The organism is Myroides phaeus (assembly GCF_900099675.1).
Classification (GTDB): domain Bacteria; phylum Bacteroidota; class Bacteroidia; order Flavobacteriales; family Flavobacteriaceae; genus Flavobacterium; species Flavobacterium phaeum.
This window is the reverse complement of record NZ_FNDQ01000004.1, coordinates 19,832-41,944: the sequence shown is the minus strand read 5'-3', so window position 1 is coordinate 41,944 and position 22,113 is coordinate 19,832. Positions and strand designations below refer to the sequence as shown.

Genomic DNA, 22,113 nt, shown 5'->3' with positions numbered 1-22,113 from the left:
TTTTTTTTGACATAATAAAACAGCTAATGAAAAAACTCACATTATTACTACTTATGGCAGCGTCAACTGCTATGGGACAGAAAACCGTTGATAAGGTTAGGCAAACGCAATGGGTTGACAGCGTTTATAATACGCTTAGTTTAGAGCAGCGCATTGGCCAATTGTTTATGGTGGCGGCTTATTCAAACAAGAATGAAGCACACACACAAAGTTTAGAAAAGTTAGTAACAGAGCAACATATAGGGGGACTTATCTTTTTTCAAGGTGGTCCAGTGCGACAAGCGAATATGACTAATCGCTTACAAAGTATGAGTACACTGCCTATGCTAATTGGTATTGATGGTGAATGGGGATTAAGTATGCGTTTAGATTCGACATACAAGTTTCCGTACAATATGACATTGGGAGCAGTGCAAAATATGGATCTGATAGAAGAGTTAGGTGTTGCTATGGCAAAACAAGCAAAACGCTTAGGTTTGCAGTTTAACTTTGGTCCGGTATTAGACATTAATATCAATCCGCAAAACCCAATTATTGGTGTGCGTTCTTACGGAGAAACACGTGAGATAGTTACGGATAGAGCGATTGCTTTTACGAAAGGATACCAAAGTCAGAATGTATTTGCAACAGGTAAACACTTTCCTGGACACGGAGATACATCGACTGACTCACATCACAAACTACCTGTAATCAACCACGATAAAGGTAGATTAAACAAAGTAGAGTTGTGGCCATATAAGAAGATGTTTGACAACGACTTGTCAAGTGTTATGGTTGCTCACTTGAATATTCCTGCGTACGAACCAGATAGCAATGTACCAAGTTCACTTTCTTATAATATCGTAACCAAGTTGTTAAGAGAAGAAATGGGCTTTGAAGGGTTGATTTTTACTGATGCTTTGAATATGAAAGGGGCATCAAACTATCTGAAACCAGGGGAAGTAGACTTAGCTGCGTTTAATGCAGGAAATGATTTACTGTTGTTTTCTGAAGACGTACCTACTGCGTTGACAAAAATTAAAGAGGCATATAGTAAAGGAGAAATCACTGAACAGCGTTTAGCCTATTCAGTTAAGAAGATATTAGAATACAAGTTTAAGTCGAATATGACTAAGTTTGAACCCATTGATACAACAACTTTAGTGGCAGACTTAAACGGGGCTGAATATGATGATTTAAACCAAAAGTTGTATAACGAGGCGATAACTGTTGTTAAGAATGACGATAAGTTAATCCCATTTAAACACTTAGAAAAACAACGTATCGGGTATGTGAAGTTAGGAGATGACGATGGTAGTACATTTTTAGAGATGTTGAAGAACTATGCAGATGTGCGTAAAGTTGATCCAACAGATTTAGATGAAATCAGTAAGTTTTCGACTATCGTGATTGGTTACCATAAAGTAGACAACCCTTGGCGTAATCACAACTTCTCAAATGAGGAGAAACAACAGATTGCAGCTATAGCTAAGAAAACAAATACGGTATTGGTGTCTTTTGCAAAACCATATGCTTTATCTGGTTTGCCTACGTTTAACGGTATAAAAACAGTTGTGATTGGTTATCAGAACAACGCATTTGCACACAAAGCTGCTGCACAAGTGGTATTTGGAGCAATTGGATCAAAAGGGAAGTTGCCTGTGTCTATTAATAGTCAGTATGAAGTAGAAACAGGTATTAAGACTAAGCCAATCCAACGCTTGGGGTTTTCAAGTCCGGCAAATGAAGGGATGGACCCAGCTGTGTTGGCAAAGATTGATAGTATTGCCTTGCGTGCTATCGAAAGAGAGCTAACACCAGGGATGCAGATATTGGTTGCCAGACACGGAAACGTTGTTTATCAAAAGTCGTTTGGTTACCATACGTATGATAAAACAACAGCAGTAAAGGACACCGACTTGTATGATTTAGCATCCTTAACGAAGATATTGGGTAGTTTACCTATTTTAATTAAGATGTACGACCAACACAAGGTTACGATGGAGTCAAAGTTGGGTAATATGGTACCTGCGTTTAAAGGTACAGACAAAGCGAATATAACATTCAGAGATTTGTTGACTCACCAATCTGGGTTACCAGCGTGGATTCCGTTTTACAAACGTACGTTAGATGAGAATAAAAAACCAGACGTTAGTTTGTACAGTTATTTTTATACGCCAGATTATCCTACGCAAGTATCAGAGAATTTATTCATTAAAAAAGGGTACACCAACGAAATCTTAAAGCAAATAGCAGAGTCGCCCTTAGCAAAGAAGAAAGACTATAAGTACAGTGACTTAGGGTTTATTTCGTTGAAAGAATTTATCGAATCGAAGTACAATAGTCCGTTAGACAAGGTAATTCAAGACGAGTTTTTCTTAAAAATGGGAATTACACATTTGACTTACTTACCATTGCAAAAGTTTGATATTGAGTCAATCCCACCAACGGAAGTTGACAATTACTATCGCTATACAACAGTACAAGGATACGTTCACGATATGGGAGCGGCAATGCAAGGAGGAGTAGCAGGACACGCAGGATTGTTTGGTTCAGCGTTGGATGTGGCAAAGGTAATGCAGATGTACTTGAATGAAGGAGAATATGGAGGAGAGCGTTTCTTTTCTAAATCAACATTTGACACGTTTAACGACTGTGTTTATTGTGAAGCAGGAAGTAGAAGAGGAATTGGTTTTGACAAACCACAACCAGCAGGTAAACCAGGACCAACATGTGGTTGTGTGTCTATGACAAGTTTTGGACATACTGGGTTTACAGGAACAATGGCGTGGGCAGATCCAGAGAAAGATTTAGTTTATATCTTCTTGGCCAACCGTACTTATCCGGATGCAACAACAAATAGGCTGTCTAAAGAAAACGTTAGAGAAAATATTCAGACTGTTATTTACGAGTCAATCGTGAAATAGTTATTTACAAGATTATAGAGAAAAGAGGAGTTAGTAATAGCTCCTCTTTTTTTGTGGTCTTAAGGGATTGTGGTAGTTGTTTGTGAAATTTCCATATTTCAGAATATTTCTGAAGTAAAGGTAAATATGGGAATTATGACGCAAGAGTTGATTTGTGTTTATTGGCGTAGTTGGTCAATCGGTTAGACATTAAAAAAAGGAAAAAATAGAAACTTCCATATTTCAGAATATTTCTGATGTAAAGGTAAATATGGGAAATATGACGCAAGAGTTGATTTGTGTTTATTTGACAATTAGTCACAATGTTATAGATTTAATAGTAGTAGTAAAGAAAGCTGTATAAATAGGATAAGTACTCTGTGTGAAACCATAATGCTTTGATTTGTGGTGTTTTGTGTAATAAGATAGTAGTATATTGTATTAAGTTAAGTGTCTTTAAAATAAACTTATAAGTTGATTATATGAAAATAATACCTATCTTTGCACCATACATTTATACAGTGAACTATTCAACAACAAGTATAAATGCCTATAGAAGTTTAATGGAAACTTGGACTGACCAAGAAAAGATATTACAATTTTTAAAAGAGAATAGACAAGACATCAATCCTAAGAGTAATATTTATGCTATTGCATATTCAATTGCAGAGGAAAGTTATCAAATAGAAAGGAGTTTACTTGCTATAGTGAATTTAGAACCTGTTTGTTTAGATAAGTTTTTTAGACAATTAGATAATCGTGAATTTCGCATTGTACACTTGTCCTTAAGGAAAGGTAAAACACGTTATCTAAGACTCTATGCCGTCAGGATAGACTCATCAACATACGTAATAACAGGAGGAGCAGTTAAGTTGCCTTTGCAACATCTAATGCAAGATAGAGAATATACAAGTATTGAACTGTATAAACTACAGCAGGTTAAATTGTTTTTAGAAGACAATGGCATATTTGATGAAGACTCTTTTTATGAATTTTTAAATATTTAAACAAGCATGACAAATAAAGAAAAGTTTTTAACACTTGTATCTCCTGATGAAGGAAATACTGCAGCGTGGATTACTGAGCGTCAAGCTAATCGTGAATTGCATCGGACATCTCAAAAGATAGCGTTATTGATTCTAAAGCGATTGTCAGATTTGAATTGGAAGCAAAAAGACTTGGCTGAACGAATGAATGTTAGTCCACAACAAGTTAGTAAATGGGTAAAAGGAAAAGAGAATTTCAGAATTGAAACATTGCTTCATTTAGGAGAAGTGTTAGGAATAGCTTTGTTTCATATTCCACCTATAGCGGATGATTACAATTTAGCAGAGTCTAATGTTTCCTTGCTAAATGAAGGGGACAAAGAGTAAGTATTACATCTTCAATGACCGTATATAAACAAAAAAGCATAACCGAAATGGTTATGCTTTTTCATTTGTATTATTACTTACAAGCCTTAATATATGCTTCAATAAGTTGTATTAATCCATCTTTAGAAACAGTATTATGATCTTCATATTTTAATGCACTACAATTCATATACTTGTCAAAAAGTTTTTTAGCATCCTCTGGTTTTCTCGTACCGAAAGTAGCCTTATCTCCTAAGTAGATAGCACTTTTCTGACCTTTGATAAACAAGTAATAATCATTAGGAGTCTTAATATGGTGTAACACATAGTTGCCATCCTTTTCAAAATCAACAAGTAAGAATTTATTTGAACCACCAAAAAGATCTAACTCTCCATTCGAATTGTTAAGTCCACCATCACTTGAAGTACTTAAACCAAGGAAACGATCCTTATGTACTCCAAATTCAACATTATCCTTCGCTTTAAACGACATCTTTTTATTCCCTACTTTAATAGAAACAGAGTTTCCATAACTTGTAAGGTCTGCAATTCCTGAGTTCTTGCTTTTATTTTGTACAGACTCGAACTCAATAGTAACCAAACCTTCGTGTTTAACACCTTTTTTATCAATTACATACCCTTCAACATCATAGATATTTAATGAGTTTTGCTTGTTTTCCTCTACTTTTTGTTCGTGTTTTTCTTGTCTCTCAGCATATTCAGCATTCTTGTAATTGCTAATTTGCTGCGTCATATCACCTAACTTATATCCATTAGCATAAAGTCTTGCAATAATAGCTTGGTTAGCTTTTGCAGGTTCAGCCTTATCCATAAAGTAGTTAAGGTCATATAAATCAATTGCTTTAGAGTCAAACGTATTAATTTTTACACCGTTTCGAGCATTAGTTATCATACCTTCATCATACTTAACTGTAGCAATCTCATTTCCTTTAATATCAAAGATTGTAGCCGTATGCTTCGTGTAAACTTGTGTTTCAGATAACGTTTTAATCGTACCAATTTTCTCATCACCACGTAGTACATTACCAGCAACAGTAATTGTAATTTTATCTTCTTTAATAAGGTTTTGTTCCTCTGTTTTTTGCTGACGACGTGTATTGTCTATTTCTTTCCACTTATCAGATATTTCTGTATTAGCAGTTTTAAATAGCGCTTCAACATTCTCTTTATTAAAACCAGTTTCAGGAATTAAGCCTTGTGTACTGTGAAAAACGGCATTAACAAAAGTCTTCTCTCTACTCAAAGAAACAGACTTATTCAAGTTTTCAAAATCGTGAATATTACCATTTTCACCAGTTAATTGTAACCAGAATTTGTCAGAATCAGCATTATTTACTATTTCTGCCCAAAAATACATTTGCCCGTCTAAACTACTAATCTTGTAGCGGAATTTCTCACGTTCAATCTTTGCAACAGGAGTCTTGTTTACATTTATCACATTTTTTTTAATGTTGATGTCTTGTGCTTGTGTTCCAATAGCAGCTAATGCAACTAATGATGTTGTTATGTACTTGTTCATATTATGAATTTTTATCAAAAATAGAACTTAAATATTAGTGTAATAATTGTGTTTTTTATTGCATTTTTTGTTTGTTGATTCTTTTGGTTTTGAAATTTTTTAATAAATTTTTATTTACTCAATAATTTATTGACTTTTATTGTAGAAAGTTTATGCACCTGTTAAGTTTTGCTCATTGAAAAAAAGTGTCTTTTTCTTGAAATAACCTAAAAAAAGGCTTTAATAGCGATGAATAGGAGAGTTTACAAGATAAAACGTTCAACGATATTTAGGGTAAATAGGGGTATTGACAACTATTTAGTGTTAAAAAAAAGTATGTATTGTGTGAAATACCATCAGAATAAGAAAGACAGCCTATCACAGGCGTAGAGCGTTCTAAATAAGCCTGTAAGTTTAAATAAAAGCGCTTACAATAAGGAGTGATAATGTTAAATGTGAGTATAAAAATTAAAGAACTTCTATAATTCGGCATTCCTTTTGAATAATAGATTTATATTTAGAGTTCAAAAACATGTTTTAAATATTTATGAAAATAGCAATCGTATGCTATCCAACATTTGGAGGTAGTGGAGTAGTCGCTACTGAATTAGGATTGGAGTTAGCAAAAAGAGATCACGAAGTGCACTTTATCACTTATAGTCAACCCGTTCGTTTGGCATTGCTAAATCCCAATATATATTACCACGAAGTAAACGTACCAGAATATCCTTTGTTTCACTATCAACCGTATGAACTTGCCTTGACAAGTAAATTGGTAGATATGGTTAAGTTGTTTAAAATAGACGTTTTACACGTGCATTACGCTATTCCTCACGCTTATGCTGGTTTTATGGCTAAGCAAATGTTGATGGCAGAGGGAATTAACTTACCTATGATTACAACATTACACGGTACGGATATTACGCTTGTGGGAAATCACCCGAATTACAAAACTGCGGTGAGCTTTAGCATCAATAATTCAGACTTTGTAACGTCTGTTTCTGAGTCGCTTAAGCAATCAACACATTCGTTATTTGGTACAAAAAAGGAGATTCACGTTATTCCAAACTTCATTGAAGTAAAAGAGTTTGACCCTGGCGATACACCGTGTAAGCGTAGTGCTATGGCAAGTAAAGACGAGTTTATCATTACCCATATCAGTAACTTTAGAAAGGTAAAACGCATTGATGATGTTGTGTCTATTTTTTACGGAATCCAAAAGGAAATACCAGCTAAGTTGATGTTGGTGGGTGATGGACCAGAAAAGGAAACAGCAGAACGTATGGCATTGGAGTTAGGTATTTATGACAAAATCATCTTCTTTGGAAATAGCAATGAGATTGAGTCAATCTTATCTTATTCTGATTTATTTTTGTTACCATCGGAAACGGAGAGTTTCGGACTTGCAGCTTTGGAGGCAATGGCAATGGGTGTACCTGTGATTTCGAGTAATACAGGAGGACTACCAGAGGTTAATGAAGACGGGGTCTCAGGATACTTGAGCGATGTTAGAGATGTGGATAATATGGTGAAAAACGCGTTGAAGATATTGAAAGACAAGGATACTTTATGTAGTTTTAAAAAGAACGCACGTGAGGTGGCTAAGAAATTCAGCATAGATAAAGTGTTGCCACTGTACGAAGAATTATACGAAAAGGCAGTTAAAGGCCAATAGATATACCGAAAGGGATGCTCAATAGAGTGTCCCTTTTTTTTGGGGAAACGTAAAACGTTATGTGTGAAGCGTAAAACGTCTTTGTGGATAAGGATTACGCAGGTTTGTTTATAAATAAACAATATTGCGGGTGAATAGTAATTGACCCCTACATCGGTGGTGTGGAATACGTGAAGCGTGATACGTGATGTGTGAAGCGTAAAACGTCTTTTTGGATAAGGATTACGCAGGTTTGTTTATAAATAAACAACATTGCGGGTGAATAGTAATTCACCCCTACATCGGTGGTGTGGGAAACGTGAAGCGTAAAACGTCTTTGTGGATAAGGATTACGCAGGTTTGTTTATAAATAAACAACATTGCGGGTGAATAGTAATTCACCCCTACATCGGTGGTGTGGAATACGTGAAGTGTGATAGGTGATAACGCAGTAAATATATACCACCTGTTACAACTTACAAACTACAAACTAATCTTTTTACCATAAACAACATTGTTAATCTTCGCATAGCTGATTCTACTCTCAACCCCATATTTTTCAGATAAGTAAACAGGGAAAAAGCTCAATGTTTTAGTATAAAACAATCCGTTTGTAGTATATTTGTGAATAGTAGGAAATGTTCTACCCCCCACCTTTATATCCGTAACCCCTTCAAGAATAAGCCCCTCATTATCGTTAAACGCTTTTTTACGAGTGTAGGTTTTAGCAGGAATAGACGTATTGTTGTCAAACACAAACAAGTTGTTATCCAAGAAAACAGTTTGCTTTGTTACAACAGCAGACTTAGAGTTTCTCAACTCAATAACAATCCCCTTTTTACCGTTGCTCTCCACTTCTTTAACTACCTTAAAATCGTTGATATACGTATCCTTGCGCGTAGCTTTACCCGTTATAGCATCATAAGCTATTGCGTTGTACACCACTTGTAACTCATCGCCAACCTTGTTTAACTGCTTATTAGACGTTTGTTTGTTGGTGCGAATACCCTCAGCGAGTTTAGTAAAGAAATCACCAAACAACTGCTTGATATTCGCATTATCATTATCCTCCTCAATAGCCCATTGATGAGGAACAGACAATTTTACAGATGCTGTAGGATTAGCCAAGTCGGAATAAGTACTCACCGCATTGTTTCCCAACGTTAAATCGTCAATTGCAGAAGATAAGGTTACTTTAATCGTCGTCTTTTGACCAAACAACAACCCCTGTTGCGTATCCACATTAGTTTTAAACGAATGCAACTTAGTCAAGTTGTCATTTAACTTCTCATACATATTCTTGTCAAACGACTCATAATAGAAAAGTTCCTTGCGCGTTAAGTCTTTCTCGAAGTTTTTTATACTAGTAAGGTTATACTTTTTAAAAGATTTATTATTGATGATAGTATCCTTCTCAAACGTACGCCAAAGCAAGTCCCCATTAGCATATTCCATATTATCTAAGTCCATTACTTCATAAGCAAAGAGAGGAGATTTTTTTAAGTCATTTACGTTATTTTGAGAGAATGTCGCTACTGTAATCAGTAAGCTTATAGTATTGAAAACGAATTTCATATTCTTTATAATCAGGTATTTTCTCTAAAGTAGGTATTCTTTTTTGTTGTTATAGTAAGGCATTGTTGTTTTTAGATATATTTAACACGATAATACAGCAAGAAAGATGTGCTATTTACACAAGCTCACCAAAGAGTATAAAAAAAGCACCTCATAAAGAAGTGCTTTTGTATCATAAGATAATTACTCGTTTACTTTTTCATATGTACCTCTTAAAGAAGCACCACCCGAACAGAAGTAGTACAAGATACTGTTATCTGCTTCATCTTTAGCCTCAATAGCAAGCGATTTATCAGTAAAAGTAAACGTTACTTTTTTACCCTCTAACTCCGCTAAGTACGTTTGGTCGCCAATTTTTTTTGCAACCGCATCAAGAGTACAAGTTGGTTTTTTGATATCCTCACGAGAGCGAATAGCAATTGTAATCTCGTCAGCAGCAGTAGAAGTAACCATCACTTTTACCCAGTCATATCCTTCTTCGCGTTGTGTATATCCTTCAGAAACATAAGCCCCATCTACCATCAACACCTTTTCATCTACAACCACAGTTTCAGCTTGTTGTTGTGCCGTTTTTTTAGCAGAATCTTTACACCCTACCATTGCAGTGCTTATCATTGTCAAAGCACCAACTATCATTAACATTCTTTTCATGCGTTTACTTTTTTATTTTGTCAAAAGTATTCTGTTTTCAGGCAATAGACAAGTTAGAATAAGAAAAAAGTAGGCATTCTACAAACGTTATTTAGTTACATCAATAATATTCTCTGCGGTAGTTTTTCTAAAAGTAAGCAAAGACAAGATTACGCCAGAGAAAATAATAGGCAAAGCCCAATTTGCGTGTTCATCTTTTAAGGCAACACTTACCCCAATTGCCATTCCCAACAAAAAGAAGCGAAAAGCAATGAGTAATACCGCTTTTTTAGTAAAAATAAGTTGTCCAATCTGAATGTCTTTCATAGTGTTATTACGTTTAAGGTTTATTTGTCAGTTGATTAAACTACAATAAACATAAAAAGCAAGAAAAATTCAAGTCCTTACAGTAACTTTTCTTACAAGCGTTTTTAGCAGATAATACAACTTGTGTTTTCTTTTCAAGCGAGGTTACCCTTGATATATAGGCAATTGGTCTAACAGCAAAAAATATACTTACACATCGATAAATCTAAAAACTGCAAGCCATCAAACCAAAGGCTTCTCGATGTTTCGTCTTAATCACTAACTTTAATACCTGTTTTCACATTGAAATAACACTTATACCAATGTTAAATAACAGGAGAAAAGGGGAGTATTGCTGTATTTTTGCAGTCTTTTTTAAACAATAGAACACTATGAAAGAATTGTGGGCTGAAGTTCAGTCACTTCGAAAATACGGATATAAAAACGAGATATTTGCCGGATTAACCTCTGCAATGACAATGATTCCGGAGTCGCTATCTTTTGCCATTTTAGCAGGATTGTCGCCTTTAATGGGATTATATGCCGCTTTCTTAATGGGAATAGTAACCGCTTTCTTTGGCGGAAGACCCGGAATGATTGCCGGTGGAGCAGGGGCAACTATCGTCGTAATGATGGCGTTAATCAGTACAGAAGGAGTACAATATTTGTTAGCCGCAGTTATATTAGCCGGAATTATACAGTTTTTAGTGGGAGTATTCAAGCTCGGCAAGTTTGTGCGCCTTATTCCACAACCAGTTATGTATGGATTCTTAAACGGATTAGCCGTTATTATCTTTATGGCACAGGTGAAGCAATTTTCCGTTGTTGTGGACGGACAAACGCAATGGTTGTCAGGAATGCCATTATTTATTATGGGTGGACTAACCTTGCTTACCATTGGAATTGTACTGGGATTACCTAAAATTACAAAAGCAGTTCCCTCGTCATTAGTAGCAATATTAGTACTAACCGCAGTCGTTTTCTTTTTGCAAATCGACACCAAACGCGTAGCAGACATTGCATCTGTAAGCGGTTCGTTACCCCAATTTCACTTGCCAAGTGTTCCCTTTACTTTAGACACACTTAAGATTATCCTGCCGTACTCTGTGGTTATGGCAGCCGTTGGTTTGATAGAGTCCCTATTGACGTTAAATATGGTAGATGAAATCACTTATACCAAAGGAGACACCAATAAAGAAGCCAGAGCACAAGGTTATGCTAATGTAATCAACGGGTTCTTTGGCGGAATGGGAGGATGTGCTATGGTAGCCCAAACGTTAGTTAACCTTAATTCAGGTGGTCGTACACGTATATCAGCTATCTTAAGTGCCGTTACCATTTTACTGGTTATTTTAGTCGGAGCCCCCGTTATTGAGCAAATACCAATGGCAGCATTAGTGGGAGTAATGATGATTGTGGCTATTACAACATTTAAGTGGTTTTCGTTTAAACTCATTACTAAAATGCCTAAAGCCGATGTTATTGTCGGAATAACCGTAGCAGCTATCACAATTATACTACACAATCTGGCTTTAGCAGTGTTTGTAGGAGTAATCATTTCTGCCTTAGTATTCGCTTGGGACAACGCTAAACGCATTCGTGCACGTGTATCTATTGATGAAAACGGAGCGAAGGTATATGCTATCTACGGACCGTTATTTTTTGGATCAACAACTACTTTCTCAGAAAAGTTTAACCCATTAGAAGACCCAGAAGAAGTAATCATTGACTTTAAGGAGTCGCGCATTGCTGATATGTCGGCTATTGAGGCAGTGAATAAATTGACAAAACTGTACGCCTCACACCATAAAAAAGTAATCCTACGTCATTTGAGTTACGACTGTTATCACTTGTTAGACAACGCAAAAGATATGGTGGAAGTAAATATTGCCAAAGACCCTACCTATAAAGTAATGGGAGATTAACCTCACAAATAGTTAGCAAATTATTTATGAAGATATGAAAGAAAGAAAATAGAGAATATATCATAATGAACTCCTAATACGCTGTGGTTGCTTTTACACTTTTTTGTTTACAGTATGTAAAAGGAAACAATAATCTAATGAAAATGATTAGCATTAGAAATTGTGCGATAACATAAAAAAAGAACAAAATTGCGCTAACAATTTGTGTTTTAACAAAAAAAGCGTTTTATTTGTCAAGAGTAAAGTTCACAAAAAAGCTTGTTTTTTTGTTTCTGAAAAGCTGGTACCCCAGTAATAGCAAAGGATGAGGAGAAGAAAAACAAAAAAGAAAAGCATTTATTTACTCCACTTAGAAACGAATAATTAATTCATTTACTAAATTAATATCACTTTAAAGCTCATTCTTCGGAATGAGCTTTTTACTTTCAACACGAATAACCGGAAGCACTTTTTTAGGGTTATTAATGTGTTTTTACTTCATATAAATTCTCATTATGAGAATGTTTGTTATATTTAACTAAATATTGTTCATTAGATATTTGATTTTATATACTTTTATTCGAAACATATTTACTTTATTTTTTAAATCTTACTACAATTGGCTAATACTACAAAAATAGAGACCTTGTCAGCTTCAAATATTTTGGGAGAAGCTACTTGGGACATTACATTATTTAAACACACGGAGAAAGGGCGAAATGATTTGATAACGCCACATAAACATGATTTTTACCTTGTTTTCTTTGTTGAAAAAGGAGGAGGAGTTCACGATATTGACTTTAAAACGCATAATGTGAATGACTATCAAGTTTATTTTTTAAGACCACAACAAGTACACTATTGGATGTTAGAAGAACATACGGTTGGGTATCAAATGATGTTTTCTTCAATGATCTTAAAAACGCTTAATGCTACTTATAGTGCCTTGCCATTTTTTCAATTAGGTGCACCAAACTGCTTACAATTGAAGAAGGATAGTTACGAAAAGTATAAAGCACAATTAGAAGCGTTAGAAAAGAGCTTGAAAGGAAAGAAAGTGTTAGATAAAGAGATTTCTTTATTGAGTTTTCACTTGTTGTTAAAATACTTACAAAAAGATTACTTAAGCTCTTATTCAAATATCGATTGGAATACAATGGACAAGAGTATCTTGGCTTTTGAGAAGCTAATTGAGCAAAACTTTAGAGTACACAGCAACGTTGCTTTCTACGCGGAGGAATTAAAAATTACAGCAAATTATTTAAATATACTGTGTAAGAAATACTTGGGAATTACGGCAAGTTCACTTATTATGGACCGTATCTTATTAGAAGCAAAGCGACTTTTAACAACGACTAATGTGTCTGTAAAAGAGATTGCTTTTTCTCTGTCTTTCAATGATACCAGCTATTTCAATAACTTTTTTAGACGACAAATGGGAGTGACTCCAGGGGAGTTCAGAACAAATTATAAAAATTACAATAAAGAGGAATAAAACCTCAATATGGCTTGGGCGTTGGCTTTTATCTTTGTGATTGTTGCAATGGAATAAATAACCAGGTTTTGAACAAGTTACTTTAGACCACCACCACAATCTATAAATTCAAAAGACGATGAATAGGAAACAATTTTTAGGGATTACGACTGCCGCTATGGGAGGATTGTTTGTCCCTTCAAATGGCTATTCTCAAAAGAAACAACAACAAAAATTAGAAGACGTTAATGAATTCGCCTTGTTGAATGTTCGCTTAGAAAACAACTTTGTTTACAATGACAATGGTCAAGTAAATGGAACTCAAACGGAGTTGTATGACTTGTATATTGTTGATGGCCTTATAAAGTCAATTGACAAAGCAGGAGTAAAGACGTTTTCTATAGCTACAATAGACGCAGGCGAATTGTTAATGTTGCCAGGATTAAGGGATATGCATATCCATATTGACAAGACGTTTTTTGGTGAACGTTGGTACGGAGAACCCAGACCGGGTAATTCTGTCAAGGATATGATAGCACTTGAACAGCGAATATTACCGGGATTATTAGAGAAATCAGTTGAAAAAGCCGAAATGGCAATTGACCTGATGAATAGTCAAGGAACGTATTTTACAAGATGTCAAACAAATATAGACCCTACAAGTGGGTTGAAGAGTTTGGAGCATCTACAAGTTGCCTTATCTAACAAAAAAGAGGGCATTCAAGCAGAGATAGTTGCCTTTCCACAACACGGTATTCTGTATTCAGATTCAGAAGCATTGTTGCGTGAGTCTGCTCAAATGGGCATTGACTACATTGGAGGATTAGATCCGACCACGGTAGATGGGAATATGGAGAAATCACTTGATAGTATGTTTCAAATTGCCTTAGACTACAACAAAGGCGTAGATATTCACCTTCACGAAGGAGCATCTACGGGACTTCCGGCTATTGAATACATCATTAAAAGAGTAAGTGAAAACAAAGCATTACAAGGACGTACCTACATTAGTCACGGCTTTGCATTGGCACAAATAGAACAAAGTAAACTGGAAAGCATTGCCGAACAGTTCAATCACTTTGGTATTGGGGTAATTACAAGTGTGCCTATTGGGCGGATGACAATGCCAATACCGACTTTGTACAAACACAAGGTAAAAGTGATGACGGGAACCGATAGTATCATAGATCACTGGCAACCATTTGGAAGCTGTGATATGCTTGAAAAAGCAAAGTACTGTGCGGAATTATACGGATGGACAGACGATTATCACTTGAGTAGAGCGTTGCAAATAGCAACAAAAGACCAAGTGTTACCCCTTTCAAACAAAGGAGAGCGTCAATGGCCCAAGGTAGGAGATGAGGCGAGTTTTGTATTGGTAAAAGCAAGTTGTTCTGCAGAAGCAGTAGCGCGATTACCACAACGAGAACAAGTCTTTAACCAAGGGAAAATGGTTTATATCAAAGAATAGTTGTCTCTTGAAAAGAGAGTAAGCTATTTAAGTAACAGAGAATTTTTTTTTCATAGCCCAATTTTATATTTTTTTAATTAACGAAGAGTTAGCCCTCGGGCGAATTCTTGTTCTTAGAAATATTTTTTAATAGCATCTTGATTTAGTGTGTTTTGAATCTTAATTATTAAAATTTATATTTCTAAACTAAGCCAATCCTTCATAGGGTTGGCTTTTTTGTTTTTAAACGTGTTTTGTTTGGGAACGATTTGGGAACGCATTGGAACTTGTTCGGAAAAAGGGGGTGTTTTCCGAACAAGTCTTGCATTATTCCGCAACTGTTCCGAAAGAAGTTCCTAACAAGATATTTATTGTGCTGAAAAACAATACATTGTATTCTGCTAAGTTACTTGGCAAAATACAAGACAGCTTAATAAAATAATAAAAACAGCCCAAGAAGTATGCTTAAAAAGATAAAATAAATTCATTAGAGCATATAAACTTCACAATAAAGCATAAAAAAAGCCACTAAAATTAGTGGCTTTTCTTGGTACACAATAGTACTATTTATTATAAACACTTTCTTTTTTGAAGTGAACTGTTAGTAAGTAATATACTACAGCTCTGTATTTATTTCTGTTAGATTGACCATATTGGTCCATAACTTTAGCAATAGCTTCATCTAATTTAGCATCGTCTTTTAAACCTAATTTCTTGATTAAGAAGTTGTTTTTAACTGTTGCTAATTCTGATTCAGAAGAACTTGCTACTGTAGAAGAATCCTTGTTGTAAATAGAAGGACCACATCCGATAGTTACTTTCTCTAATAATTCCATGTTTGGAGTTACACCACATTTCTCTTTAAGATCTGCAGCATACTTTTCAATAAGTTCGGCTCTTTTACTCATATAACTTTTTTTTTAACGACTACAAGGTACTGAAAATTACAATATGTACAGACTAATTATTGTTAAAATTACATACTGCGAAAATAGTTGCTTAAGACCTCATTATTTATCTGTGTAGGCGTGAATACCTCTAAAATACAAGGTTGATTATTAGTGTTCCAAAATTGATGAGACACCTCCTTTAGCTGTGCTTCATTCTCAGCCGTAAGGTAATTAAAGCCATACATCTTCGCTAAATGCTCTGCGGTATGATTGTGAGTAGTCTCAAAAAAGGTATTAAATATTTCATTCTCCTTATGTCCTGGCAATATTCTAAAAATACCACCACCGCGGTTATTAAGCAATACAATCTTAAAATTGCTCGGAATATAGTTGTTCCACAACCCGTTGCTGTCATAAAGGAAGCTGATATCTCCAGTAATCAATACCGTTGGCTTGTTAGAAGCAACTGCAGCTCCAATAGCCGTAGAAGTACTTCCGTCTATGCCACTCGTTCCTCTGTTGCAAAATACTTCAACAGATGAGTCTATTTTAAGCAATTGCGCATAGCGAATAGCAGAACTATTGCTTATTTGCAATTGGGTATGTTGTGGCAATTGGTCAAACAACACCTCAAACACCTTTAAATCAGAGAACGGTATTGTTTTTAAAAAAGCATTGTGTTTAGCCAAACGCTGCGTTGCAATACCCAACATCCACGCCTGATAAGAAGAAGCAAGAGGTTGCGTATTGTTTTGAAGCATTTCAAAGAATACCTCAGGCGTTTCGAATACCGTTCTATTTAAAGCGGTGTACGTGTCGTAATGGCGTAGCGTGTCTATGTGCCAGTGTTGTCCTGGTTTATATTTGCGCAAGAAAGCCTTGATGCGTTTACTAACAACCATTCCCCCAAACGTAACCAAAATATCTGGTTGCAAGTTTTCAAAGTCCTCTTGAGAAAACGTGGTGATAATACGGTCGATATGCTCAATAAACATAGGGTGGTGTAGGTTAGACGTCGTTTCAGTTAGCACTACCACAGAAGGGTCGTTCGCTAACCAATTGACAATAGCCTCACTCAGTACGTGTGGCGTATTCACACCTACAAGTACCAGTTTCTTTGCAGATTTATTCCAATCCTCTACATAAGGAGTATAATCTTTAAAAGCAGGAGGAAGCTCCTCCATATCTATAATCGTAGGCGTAACCGTTAAAGCGTCTACAGTGTTGTACAACGGTTCTTCAAAAGGCGCGTTGATGTGAACAGGACCCTTTTTAGCAATTGCCGTATTAATCGCATTGTTGATCAGCATATCATTCTCTACATTAGCCTCTTCGTGAAGGTTAGCGCTATAAAGGATGTGGTTTTCATATACATTGCGTTGGCGAATTGTTTGTCCGTCTCCGATATCAATTTTTTGAGTAGGCCTATCAGCAGAAATAACAATCAAGGGTATTTGGCTATAAAAAGCCTCTGCTACAGCCGGGTAGTAGTTTAAAAGGGCAGAACCCGAAGTACATACTAAAGCGATGGGAAACTGCTCTTGTTGTGCTATTCCCATTCCAAAGAAAGCTGCACAGCGTTCGTCAGCGATACTATAACACGTAAAAAAAGGATCACTTGCAAACCCGATTGTAAGCGGGGCATTGCGTGATCCTGGAGATATTATAATACGTTGTATATTTTTTGCTTTACAGATTTCAATAATGCTTTGTGCTAATTCTATTTCTGGATAAGTCATAATTACAAACTAAAACCCAAATATACGAACAAACACGGCAAAAACCGTCGTTAAGCAATCTTATTTTGCTCTTACCCAATCTTTAATTTCAGGGTCAGTTGGCAAGATACGTGGGTTTACAACTTTTACTAAATGACCTGTTTCGTCAATTAAGTATTTTTGGAAATTCCACTCTACTTCACTATCCGCATAACCATTCTTTGATTTTTTAGTCAAAAACTCGTAAATCGGAGCCATATCAGCACCTTTTACAGATATTTTAGACATCATTGGAAAGCTAACTCCGTAGTTTTGCTCACAGAAAGTAGCGATTTCTTCATTACTTCCAGGCTCTTGTGCCCCAAAGTTATTAGCAGGGAAACCAACAATTACGAAGTTGTCTCCACCATATTCGTTATACAAGCTTTGAAGTTGTTTGTACTGCGGAGTTAATCCACATTCAGAAGCTGTGTTTACGATTAAGATCTTTTTTCCTTTTAAAGAAGCAAAGTCAAACTCTTCTCCATAAAGGTCTGTTACCTTAAACTGGTAAATTGTTTTCTTGTCTTTAGGCGTTTCTTTCATGTTTATAGTTGTTTTTAAATTGGTAAGGTCAGTATAGGCAAACGTTGGAACAGCAAAGGCAAGAGCCGCTATTAACATTAGTTTTTTCATAAAATTATTAGTTTTAATAAGGTTCCAAATTACGAATTGATTTTGATATAGGCGTAGAATTTAACGGATTTATAAAAGAAAGGATAAAATAACAACTCTTTTTACAAAGAAAAAGAGGAGGATTGCTATCACTTGAAAATGAGGATAAAACGTTAAAATGAGTAGCCTTTAATTAATAGTAAAAATAAGTTATATAAAAAGCTGTTTTTTCTGTGAATCTTTTAACTTTGGTAACTTGATTTAACCAGAAAAAAGAATTAATTATGAAATCAGTTGTCATTCAAGGGATTAAAGGGTCTTTTCACCATGAAGCAGTGAACCGATTTTTTAAAGAAGAAGCAGTAGAGATTGTGGACAGTCCTACGTTTAACTCACTTGTTAAACAAGTAGTTAGCGAACAAGCAAATTATGGTATGATGGCGATTGAAAACTCCATAGCGGGGTCTATTTTGCCAAATTATTCCTTGATGACGAAGAACGACCTGTATATCTGGGGAGAGGTTAAGTTGCCTATAAAGCACAATTTACTGGCTTTAGAAGGGCAATCGTTAGCCGATATTTCAGAGGTACGTACGCACCCAATGGCGTTGTTACAATGTGAAAACTTTCTTGATCAATATGAAACGTGGAAGCGATTAGCAATGGACGATACAGCTACGTGTGCGCGTAATATCAAGAATAACCAATATAAAGGTGTGGCATCTATTGGGTCAATGTTGGCGGCAGAGATGTATGGCTTAGAAGTGTTAGCAGAAAACATTCACGATGTATATGACAATTATACTCGCTTTTATCTGCTGAGCAAGCAACCAAAGCAAGTAGAAGGGTTTAACAAGGCAAGTTTGTATTTCTATACCGATCACCAAAAGGGGAGTCTAAACCGTGTTTTAGAGATATTTGCCTCTCACGATTTAAACCTAAGTAAGATACAGTCGGTTCCACTTACAGGAAGCGTGTTTCAATATTCGTTTCACGCCAATGTAGTATTGGTTAATAACGACTACGAGAAGTATTACCAAGCCTTGGAAAAAGTACGTCAAGCAACCCGTTTTTTCAAGGTTTTAGGCGAGTATATGGAAGACCAGATTCCGTCTGACTATCAGTATTAACGGAAGAAAATTATAGTAAAAAAGGTGTGAGTTTATCACGCCTTTTTTTGTGGCTTATGCTGAGGTAGGTTAATGTGCTTTACTGTAAAGAGTCTTTCTACCTAAAAAAGCCTTTATAAGAAATTAGGGGTTCTTCAAAACTACTTAAAAGAGCCATTAAAAACGATTTGCTAAGAAATAACGCAACTAATTTTAAAAAAAGACGTTAGCATATATAAGGTTAAGCGAATTATAAATAGTATTTTTGATTAGAAATCATAAAAAGTAGCGAAGGGTAAAATCTTTGTTGTGAAAATTAAGATGTGTATATGAGAATTTTATTGATAACACTATTATGTGCTTTCAGTATGTCTGTTCAAGCCAAGGGGAAACCCAGTTTGAAAAAGGCAGACAAGTACTATAAGAATACGGAGTATACAAAGGCAGCGGAGGAATATAGGCGATTGGTGAGAGGTGTGAGAACTGATAATTACATCTTTTTGCAATTAGCGGATTGTTATGACCGATTGTCTAAAGACATTGAAGCGTCTCGTTATTACGGCAAGGCGATTGTAAAGGATCCTGACGTTCCTGCTGAGGTATATTATAAGTATGCTAAGGTTTTGGAGAGAAATGGGCGATATGTTGTTGCAAAAGAAGTGATGCAACAATTTGCAGCAAAGGCAGCAGGCGATTCAAGAGCAAAGGATTTCTTAGCTAATCCAAATGCACACGATTTGTTGGCGGACTTAGAACCGAGGTATTCGTTTGCTGAGTCGGGAATGAACGACCGTGTTTACGATACATACGGTGCGTGGATGAATGCAGGAGATACCATTTATATGGTTTCTAATCGCACCAAACACGAAAAGAAGATTCCGCGTAAACTATTTGAAGTACGCGAAAAATGGGAGGGAAAACCCAATACAGATATTTACTTTGCAAGTTTTAAAGGGAAGGCAGAGCCTACTTTTGAAGTGAACCACGTGAAAGGAAGAGTAAATAAACGCTTTCACGATGGAATGGCGGTAAGTTCGCCAGACGGGCAGCGTTTTTACTTTGCGTCTGAGGCGTATAGAAATAGAAAGTTTAGAAGCAATAAAGAAGTAAAACACCGCGACAGACTAATGAGTTTGTTCTATGCGAAGTTGAAAGGAAAACAGTGGAAAAAGATTAAGCCGTTGCCTTTTACAAAAGCAGGATATATGTACACTAATCCAACCATAAGCAGTGACGGTAAATATTTGTACTTCGCTTCCAATATGCCAGGCAGTTTGGGTGAGTTAGACTTGTGGCGAGTAGCATTGTTAGAAGATGATGAGTTTGGACAACCCGAAAACTTAGGTCCGGCTATTAACTCAGGTACTCGAAATGATTATCCTTTCTTGGCAGAAGACAACAAGCTTTACTTTACATCAGACCGTTGGGGTGGTTATGGAGGAATGGACATCTATGTGGTTGATATGAATACGCCAGGTAGTAAGCCAGTCAATGTGGGTGCGCCAATTAATACAGTTAAGAATGACTTTGCTTTTTCATACTATCCGTCAAAAGAAGTAGGGCTATTTTCGTCAGATCGCATTGGTCGTAAAGACGTTTACAAAGCGTTACCTGTGTGTAATATCGAGTTTTCTGTATTGGCAAAAAACAAGCAGTTTAACAAACCCGTAGCCGATGTACAAGTAGAGTTTATCAATGATAGACGCAATGTAGAAGGGAAGGTTTACACGCGAAAGAATGGGGTAGCACGTGAATTTATAACCTGTAAGGGGAAATATAAAATTAAGGTGTCTCATCCAGATTACTTAGATGAGGTAATTGAAGTCGTAGGAAATGATACCGAAGGAGTACAAAGCATTGAAGTAATGCTAAGGCCGTTAGATGAGTTGATGATTGAAGAAGATAAGATTAGCTTAGCAGATATTCAGTTTGCTTTTGACCAAGTAGATATTACAGAAGAAAGTAAGGAGGAGTTGAATAAGTTAGTTAAGGTGATGAAGCGCTATCCAAATATGCGTATTAAGGTTAATTCACATTCAGACAGCAAAGGGAAAGCAGAGTACAACTTAAAGTTATCTCAAGCCAGAGCAAAATCAACAGTAGAATATTTGATTTCGCAAGGCATAGAAGCAGACCGCTTAGAGTATCAAGGTTATGGATCACAAGAGTTGAAAGTGATTTGTGAGCCTTGTTCGGAGTGGGAGAATGCACAAAACAGAAGATCAGAGTTTATTATTTTGAGTAAATAAGCTGTGTGAAATATAGTAAAAAGAGGGTGTTCCAAAAGGTCACCCTCTTTTCTTTTTGGGTGTTTTTAGCTCTCCTTTTTTTAAAAGGTAGCGTACACAAATATTCATAAAGTAGTTTATATGTTTATCTTTTAGAAGCGTATTTTTTGAAAACAAATGCTTTTAAAAAGGAGTTGAGCATCGCTTTTTGTAAACAATGTATTGTCTTTGAATTGTGATTTTTATGTTAATAGATCACTTTAAAGGTTTTTTTAGGAGTAGTAATGGTTTTAATACAATATATTTAAGTTAAATTATTGTTAAATATTATTTTTATAATCATAAATTGTGAATGAAATAGATTAACATAGTATGCAGGAATAAATTATATTTTATATAGTATAAATAGGTTATCTATAGCATAAAAATTAGGTCATTTATAACTCTGGTATAATAACTCTTTTATAAAGTTATTTTTAAGTGCAAATAAAACAATAATGAATAGTAAAAAAAGCGAATTTAAAAGGGCTGATAAATCGCGATATGCAAAGGCTTTGTTTTTAGTGTAAGTTGTTGAATTTGTTTGTGATGTAAATCTATAATACATTTGGTAAGTACAAAATAGGTACGACAAAACAACCCAAGAATTAAAAAATAAAGATTAGCTTGTAGTTATGATTATTACAATTATTTTTCAGCACATAGCCAGTGTAAAAGAAATGTAGTTCCTTTTTATTGTAATGAACATTATACAACATCAGAGAA

General features: G+C 35.5%; 16 protein-coding genes. 9 read left to right on the top strand and 7 right to left on the bottom strand.

The annotated features are described in order from the left end of the window. The first annotated feature begins 26 nt into the window (after positions 1–26). The 3 genes from BLT46_RS03115 to BLT46_RS03105 all read left to right on the top strand — a co-directional run bounded on the left by BLT46_RS03115 (position 27) and on the right by BLT46_RS03105 (position 4,258). On the top strand, positions 27–2,906 hold the full coding sequence (locus BLT46_RS03115) for a serine hydrolase domain-containing protein (protein ID WP_090406053.1): 2,880 nt from the start codon (positions 27–29) through the stop codon (positions 2,904–2,906). A 461-nt stretch (positions 2,907–3,367) separates the two neighbouring features. Then, positions 3,368–3,892 (top strand): hypothetical protein, encoded by a 525-nt coding sequence (locus BLT46_RS03110; RefSeq protein ID WP_090406050.1) that lies wholly within the window; start codon positions 3,368–3,370, stop codon positions 3,890–3,892. A gap of 6 nt (positions 3,893–3,898) precedes the next feature. Next, positions 3,899–4,258, top strand: coding sequence for a helix-turn-helix transcriptional regulator (locus BLT46_RS03105; protein ID WP_090406047.1), 360 nt, complete (start codon positions 3,899–3,901; stop codon positions 4,256–4,258). A 73-nt stretch (positions 4,259–4,331) separates the two neighbouring features. On the opposite strand, the gene BLT46_RS03100 is transcribed toward BLT46_RS03105, so the two are convergent. Continuing rightward, positions 4,332–5,777, bottom strand: coding sequence for a hypothetical protein (locus tag BLT46_RS03100; RefSeq protein ID WP_090406044.1), 1,446 nt, complete (start codon positions 5,775–5,777; stop codon positions 4,332–4,334). A gap of 526 nt (positions 5,778–6,303) precedes the next feature. Between BLT46_RS03100 and bshA the strand changes: the two genes are divergently transcribed. Next, entirely contained in the window at positions 6,304–7,431 is a 1,128-nt protein-coding gene (gene bshA, locus BLT46_RS03095) for an N-acetyl-alpha-D-glucosaminyl L-malate synthase BshA (RefSeq protein ID WP_090406041.1), read from the top strand. Between the two features lie 462 nt (positions 7,432–7,893). On the opposite strand, the gene BLT46_RS03090 is transcribed toward bshA, so the two are convergent. From BLT46_RS03090 to BLT46_RS03080, 3 genes are all read right to left on the bottom strand, one after another. Continuing rightward, positions 7,894–8,985: a hypothetical protein gene (locus tag BLT46_RS03090; RefSeq protein WP_090406038.1), complete on the bottom strand. Its 1,092-nt coding sequence runs from the start codon at positions 8,983–8,985 to the stop codon at positions 7,894–7,896. A 183-nt stretch (positions 8,986–9,168) separates the two neighbouring features. Then, a complete protein-coding gene (locus BLT46_RS03085) occupies positions 9,169–9,636 on the bottom strand; it encodes a hypothetical protein (RefSeq protein WP_090406035.1) in 468 nt (155 codons plus the stop codon). An 87-nt stretch (positions 9,637–9,723) separates the two neighbouring features. Continuing rightward, positions 9,724–9,942 (bottom strand): hypothetical protein, encoded by a 219-nt coding sequence (locus tag BLT46_RS03080; protein ID WP_090406032.1) that lies wholly within the window; start codon positions 9,940–9,942, stop codon positions 9,724–9,726. Between the two features lie 371 nt (positions 9,943–10,313). On the opposite strand from BLT46_RS03080, the gene BLT46_RS03075 reads away from it, so the two are divergent. The 3 genes from BLT46_RS03075 to BLT46_RS03065 all read left to right on the top strand — a co-directional run bounded on the left by BLT46_RS03075 (position 10,314) and on the right by BLT46_RS03065 (position 14,770). Then, positions 10,314–11,846 (top strand): SulP family inorganic anion transporter, encoded by a 1,533-nt coding sequence (locus tag BLT46_RS03075; RefSeq protein ID WP_090406029.1) that lies wholly within the window; start codon positions 10,314–10,316, stop codon positions 11,844–11,846. Between the two features lie 598 nt (positions 11,847–12,444). Beyond that, positions 12,445–13,320, top strand: a complete 876-nt coding sequence (locus BLT46_RS03070) for an AraC family transcriptional regulator (RefSeq protein WP_245722929.1) — start codon at positions 12,445–12,447, stop codon at positions 13,318–13,320. A gap of 118 nt (positions 13,321–13,438) precedes the next feature. After that, positions 13,439–14,770, top strand: a complete 1,332-nt coding sequence (locus BLT46_RS03065) for an amidohydrolase (protein WP_090406023.1) — start codon at positions 13,439–13,441, stop codon at positions 14,768–14,770. A 542-nt stretch (positions 14,771–15,312) separates the two neighbouring features. Here BLT46_RS03065 and BLT46_RS03060 read toward each other — a convergent pair. From BLT46_RS03060 to BLT46_RS03050, 3 genes are all read right to left on the bottom strand, one after another. Beyond that, a complete protein-coding gene (locus BLT46_RS03060) occupies positions 15,313–15,657 on the bottom strand; it encodes a DUF2853 family protein (RefSeq protein ID WP_090406019.1) in 345 nt (114 codons plus the stop codon). A gap of 68 nt (positions 15,658–15,725) precedes the next feature. Then, a complete protein-coding gene (menD, locus tag BLT46_RS03055) occupies positions 15,726–17,378 on the bottom strand; it encodes a 2-succinyl-5-enolpyruvyl-6-hydroxy-3-cyclohexene-1-carboxylic-acid synthase (RefSeq protein WP_090406016.1) in 1,653 nt (550 codons plus the stop codon). A gap of 60 nt (positions 17,379–17,438) precedes the next feature. Beyond that, the gene (locus BLT46_RS03050) at positions 17,439–18,032 is read right to left on the bottom strand and encodes a glutathione peroxidase (RefSeq protein WP_090406015.1); all 594 of its coding nucleotides are present in this window, start codon (positions 18,030–18,032) and stop codon (positions 17,439–17,441) included. Positions 18,033–18,295: 263 nt separating this feature from the next. Between BLT46_RS03050 and BLT46_RS03045 the strand changes: the two genes are divergently transcribed. Both BLT46_RS03045 and BLT46_RS03040 read left to right on the top strand, forming a co-directional pair. Beyond that, the gene (locus BLT46_RS03045; RefSeq protein ID WP_090406012.1) at positions 18,296–19,141 is read left to right on the top strand and encodes a prephenate dehydratase; all 846 of its coding nucleotides are present in this window, start codon (positions 18,296–18,298) and stop codon (positions 19,139–19,141) included. Between the two features lie 308 nt (positions 19,142–19,449). Continuing rightward, the gene (locus tag BLT46_RS03040) at positions 19,450–21,369 is read left to right on the top strand and encodes an OmpA family protein (RefSeq protein ID WP_090406009.1); all 1,920 of its coding nucleotides are present in this window, start codon (positions 19,450–19,452) and stop codon (positions 21,367–21,369) included. Positions 21,370–22,113 lie beyond the last annotated feature (744 nt).